6 protein-coding genes are annotated in these 4,780 nt (G+C 60.9%); all 6 read right to left on the bottom strand.

Translation table 11 applies throughout. The features are described 5' to 3' along the window. On the bottom strand, nucleotides 1-264 hold a 264-nt coding region (locus VJ698_RS23560; RefSeq protein WP_324105262.1), incomplete at its 3' end, for a hemerythrin domain-containing protein. A 19-nt stretch (nucleotides 265-283) separates the two neighbouring features. After that, on the bottom strand, nucleotides 284-796 hold the full coding sequence (locus VJ698_RS23555; RefSeq protein WP_324105261.1) for a chemotaxis protein CheD: 513 nt from the start codon (nucleotides 794-796) through the stop codon (nucleotides 284-286). 4 nt (nucleotides 797-800) lie between these two features. Then, complete coding sequence (locus VJ698_RS23550) at nucleotides 801-1,607, bottom strand: CheR family methyltransferase (protein WP_324105260.1); 807 nt, start codon at nucleotides 1,605-1,607, stop codon at nucleotides 801-803. A 41-nt stretch (nucleotides 1,608-1,648) separates the two neighbouring features. Next, entirely contained in the window at nucleotides 1,649-2,218 is a 570-nt protein-coding gene (locus VJ698_RS23545; protein WP_324105259.1) for a chemotaxis protein CheW, read from the bottom strand. 12 nt (nucleotides 2,219-2,230) lie between these two features. Further along, entirely contained in the window at nucleotides 2,231-3,895 is a 1,665-nt protein-coding gene (locus VJ698_RS23540) for a methyl-accepting chemotaxis protein (RefSeq protein ID WP_324105258.1), read from the bottom strand. Nucleotides 3,896-4,008: 113 nt separating this feature from the next. Beyond that, a partial coding sequence (locus tag VJ698_RS23535; RefSeq protein ID WP_324105257.1) for a chemotaxis protein CheA occupies nucleotides 4,009-4,780 on the bottom strand: 772 nt, incomplete at its 5' end.

Below are 4,780 nucleotides of genomic sequence, written 5' to 3'. Positions count from 1 at the left end.
GTACGCCTTGGCATGCGCTTCCTTGTACGCGCGGTTGACGGGCCAGTCGCGGATCAGTTCCGACTCGGACTCGAAGTGGTGCAATGCATAGCGCCGCAAGTCGTCGAAAGCATTCCTCAGCTCGCCGTCTTCCGCGCCGCTCGCGCGCAGGCCGCTCAGGACATTGATCTTGTCGATCAGAATCCGGTGCTGCGCATCGATCTCTTCCAGCCCGGTGGCAAACTGTTCGCTCCACGCCAGGGCTACCGTACCGTTCGTTTTCATTTGCTGTTTTTCTTCTTGTTCAATTCCTGTTGTCCCGTATGCCGCCATCGACCGGCCTGACCTGGCGCGCCCATACATGGCCGGTGCTGACGTCGAACACGATCTGCCGGTGTCCCACCCCGAACAGGCTTTCGGAAACCAGTTTGATCTTGTGCGCCCGCAGCAGCACGCGCGCCGCCTCGCCGTTGCGCTCGCCGATCTTGAGCACGTCATTCCTGGTCTGGCCGGGAAACATGTCGCCGCCACCGAAAATCTTGGCATGGCACTGTTCCGCTTCCACGCCGGCGCGCTTCAGGTCGCGCAGCATCAGTGCCATCGCATCCTCGCCATAGCGCCCGTCCAGCGAGGTGCGCGGCCTGCCGCCGTTTGCCAGGATGAAATGCGACATGGCGCCCACGCGCAGGCCGGGATGCCACAGGGTGATTGACACGCAGGAGCCGAGCAGCGTGCGCATGCGACAGGACGCATCACCCACGAAATAGTCGCCGGGCTGCAGGAAGACCTCGACCTTGGAGGACGTGCGCGTCAACATGGCCTCAGCGCTTTCGATAGACGGAAGGCATCACGCTTTCGACCGCATCGGTGACGTCGTTCAGCGACTCGGAATGGCCGATGATGAATAGTCCGCCCTGCCTCAGCTGCGCCAGGATCCGGGCCACGACCTGCCGTTTTGTCTCGCTGCCGAAATAGATCATGACGTTGCGCAGGAAGATGACATCGAACGCAGCCATTTGCGGCAAGGGTGCGTTCAGATTGACCTGCGCGAACTGCACGCGGCTGCGGAGTGTACGATCGATCAGCAGGCTGCCTTTCTGGTTGTCGATGCCCTTGAGGCAATACTGCTTCAGATAAGCCTGCGGGATCTGCGTGGCGCGTTCCATCGGATAATGCCCGGCGCGCGCCTTCTCCAATACGCGCGTGCTGATATCCGAGCCGAACACTTCCCACGGCGCGCCCTCCATGCAATCGGCCAGCACCATGGCGATGCTGTAGGCCTCTTCGCCGGTCGAGCTCGCGGCGCTCCACACGCGCACGGGCCGCAGGTGGTCGCGTGCGGCGCGGGCAAATTCCCGCAGCAGGTCGAAATGCTTCGCTTCGCGGAAGAAATAGGTTTCATTGGTGGTCAGCAGGTCGACCGCCACCTGGGCTTCTTCCGATGCGCTGCCGTGTTCGAGAAGGCGAAAGTATGCGCCGTAGCTGTCGACCTGATAATGGGCCAGCCGCTTCGCAAGCCGCCCGGCCACCAGCGCTTTCTTGGCGGGCGACAGGTTGATGCCTGCCGCCTCGTAAATGAAGCGCTGGAATTGCCTGAACTCCTGGTCGGTGAGGCTGTTCGTGTTCATGTTGGCCTGCCTTGCATCCGGCGTGTTATTGCATCGCCTTTCTATGCGGCCACGGCTGTGCTGTTGCCGATCAGCGATTGCGCCATGGCATTCACGTTCGCCAGCGCGGCGATATCGTCGAGCGACAGGATCTGCCCGAGGTTGAGCAGGATCACGAACTTGCCGTTGACCTTGCCCATGCCCTCGATGAAGTCCGTGCGGATCTTGGCACCGAAGGCAGGAGGCGGCTCGATATCCGTCGCTGCAATATCGAGCACCGCGTTGACCGCATCGACCACCACGCCGACCACCTGCTGCTCTCCACCGTTCTCGATCTCCACGATCACGATACAGGTGCGCTTGGTGACCGTCGTCGTTGCCTTGCCGAAGCGGGCCGACAAGTCCAGCACCGGCACCACCGCGCCGCGCAAATTGATCACCCCGCGGACGCATTCCGGCATCATCGGCACTTCGGTCAAGCCGCCGTACTCGATGATCTCCTTCACGGCAAGGATGCCGATGGCGAACATCTCGCCGCCCAGCATGAAGGTCAGGTATTGCGACTGTTCAAGAGCTTGAGCAATTGCCGGCAGGTTGCCGGCAACCACCTTCTTTTCAACTAGCGCACTCATCGCCATCCTCCGTCAGAAGCGGGTGAATTGCGATTCATCCATCTTGCCATCGCCAACAAGCGCAAGCGTGGTGTTCGCCGGCTTCGTTTCCGCATGTAGAGAAGCGGAAGCCTTGCCGACGCGGGCCGACTTGCGTGCAGCAGAAATCACAGCGCTTGCCTGCTTGCCGCTGTCGAGCTTGAAGAAACTCATCGTGTGCTGGAGCTGCTCCGCCTGACCGCTCATCTCCTCGGCGGTCGCCGCAAGCTCTTCGGAACTGGAGGCATTCTGCTGCGTCACCTGGCTCAATTGCGTCATCGCGGTATTGATCTGGCCGACGCCGGACGACTGTTCCTCCGAAGCCGCCGTGATTTCCTGCACCAGGTCGGAGGTCTTCTTGATGTTCGGCACCATCTCGTCCAGCAGGTGGCCGGCCTTCTCCGCCAGCTCCACGCTGCTGGTCGCGACTTCGCTGATTTCCTGCGCCGCCACCTGGCTGCGTTCGGCCAGCTTGCGTACTTCCGCCGCCACCACGGCAAATCCCTTGCCGTGTTCGCCGGCACGCGCCGCTTCGATCGCAGCATTCAGCGCCAGCAGATTGGTCTGGTAGGCGATGTCGTCGATGATCACGATCTTCTTCGCGATCTGGTTCATGGCCGCTGCGGTTTCCTTGACCGCCGCGCCGCCTTCGGTGGCTTCCTGCGCGGCCTTGGTCGCCATGCCGTCGGTGACCTTGGAGTTCTCGGTGTTCTGCGCGATGGACGCGGTCATCTGCTCGACGGAGGCGCTGGTCTCTTCCACGCTCGCCGCCTGTTCGCTCGCGGCCTGCGACAGCGACTGGGCCGTTGCCGACACCTGTTCGGAGGCGCTGGAGATGTTGTCGGTTGCGCTGCATACTTCACTGATGATTTCTGACAGCTTGTCCACCATGGATTTCATGGCAAACAACAGGCTTGAATCATCCCTGGCTTTCGTTCGGATCTGCAGCGACAAGTTACCCGCCGCAACTTCGCGCGCAATTTCCGCCGCATAGGCCGGCTCACCACCAAGCTGGCGCAGCAGGCCCGCAACGACCAGTGTCGACAGCAGGATAGCGAGCACTGTCGCAGCAGCTGACATGATGACGATCGTGTTTCGCGCATCGCGATAAGCGGCGTCCGATTCACGCCCTGCTTCCTGCATCAGTTCGCCCTGATACCCGATCAGCTTGTCCAGCGCCTCGATATACGCAAGCTGTGTGGGCCGCAACTCGGTCAGCAGCAGGCTCTTGGCCTCATCCTTTTTTCCGCTACCTGCGAGCGAGATGAAATCGTCCTGGTGCACCTTGTACTTGCTGCGTGCGTCAAGCATGGCTTTCAGCAATTCCCTGCCCTTGGGCGAGGTGATGCTTTTTTCAAGCTGGTCAATGCGCTTGTTGATATTCGATTTCGCATTTTCGATCGTCGTCAATTCCTTCCTGACCGTTTCGTTGTCCGTAAAGATCACAACATTCCGCATCGATCGGGCAATCTGGTTCAGGTCGCCAATCAACTCGTAACTCTTGACGACCTTCGGATAGCGGTCGTCGACGATCTTTTTCGTGCTCTCGTCGAGCTGGCCGAGACGGGAGATTCCCACGAATGCGGTGGCGAGCAACAGCACGATGACGACACCAAAGCACAGGCCGAGACGGACCCCGATTCTCATATTGTTTAACATGTGACTTCTCCCTTTATCAGTAATACGCATTTTTTACTGTCGTTCGCCGGCCGATTTCTGTTTTTTCGGCCAATGTCCGTACTCGTGCCGGCTTCTCCCTGGTGCGACAAATCTCACGCTGCCAACCGCTGTCTTTCCCTGGCGTCGATCGCGTTCAACAGTGCCGGCACATCGACGATGAGCGCCACCTCTCCGCTGCCGAGAATGCTGGATCCGCTGATACATTTCACCTGATTGAACATCTTTGCCAGAGGCTTGATCACCGTCTGGAATTCCCCGAGCAGGGTGTCGACCACCAGCCCGGCCTTCTGTCCTGCGTAATTGACCACCACGATGCTCTCGCGCCGTACAGGCGCACCACCGACCTCGAACAGTTCCCGCAGCCGGATGAACGGCAGCACCTCGCCGCGCAGGTTGGTGTAGTCATGGCCCGGCTCGCAGGCGAACTCGATGCATTCCTCGATCATGTCGAGCGGGATGACGAAGGTCGATCCGCCCAGCCCGACCAGGAAGCCGTTGATGATGGCCAGCGTCAGCGGCAGCCGCACGATGACGGTGGTGCCCGCGCCTTCTTCGCTCTGTACGTCCACGGTGCCGCGCAAGGCGGTGATGTTGCGCTTGACCACATCCATGCCCACGCCGCGTCCCGACAGGTTGGTCACCTTCTCCGCGGTGGAGAAGCCGGGCTCGAAGATCAGGTTGAAGATTTCGGCATCGCTCAGGCTGCGTCCCGGCTCCACCAGCCCGCGCTCGATCGCTCTGGCCAGGATCTTGTCGCGCTTCAAGCCGCCGCCGTCGTCGCTCACCTCGATGACGATGCTGCCCGAGTCGTGGTAGGCGTTGAGGCGCACCGTGCCCTGCGCCGGCTTGCCGCGTGCCGTGCGC

It is taken from the genome of Noviherbaspirillum sp. (genome assembly GCF_035254685.1).
Classification (GTDB): domain Bacteria; phylum Pseudomonadota; class Gammaproteobacteria; order Burkholderiales; family Burkholderiaceae_D; genus Noviherbaspirillum.
This window is presented reverse-complemented; position numbering and strand designations above follow the sequence as displayed.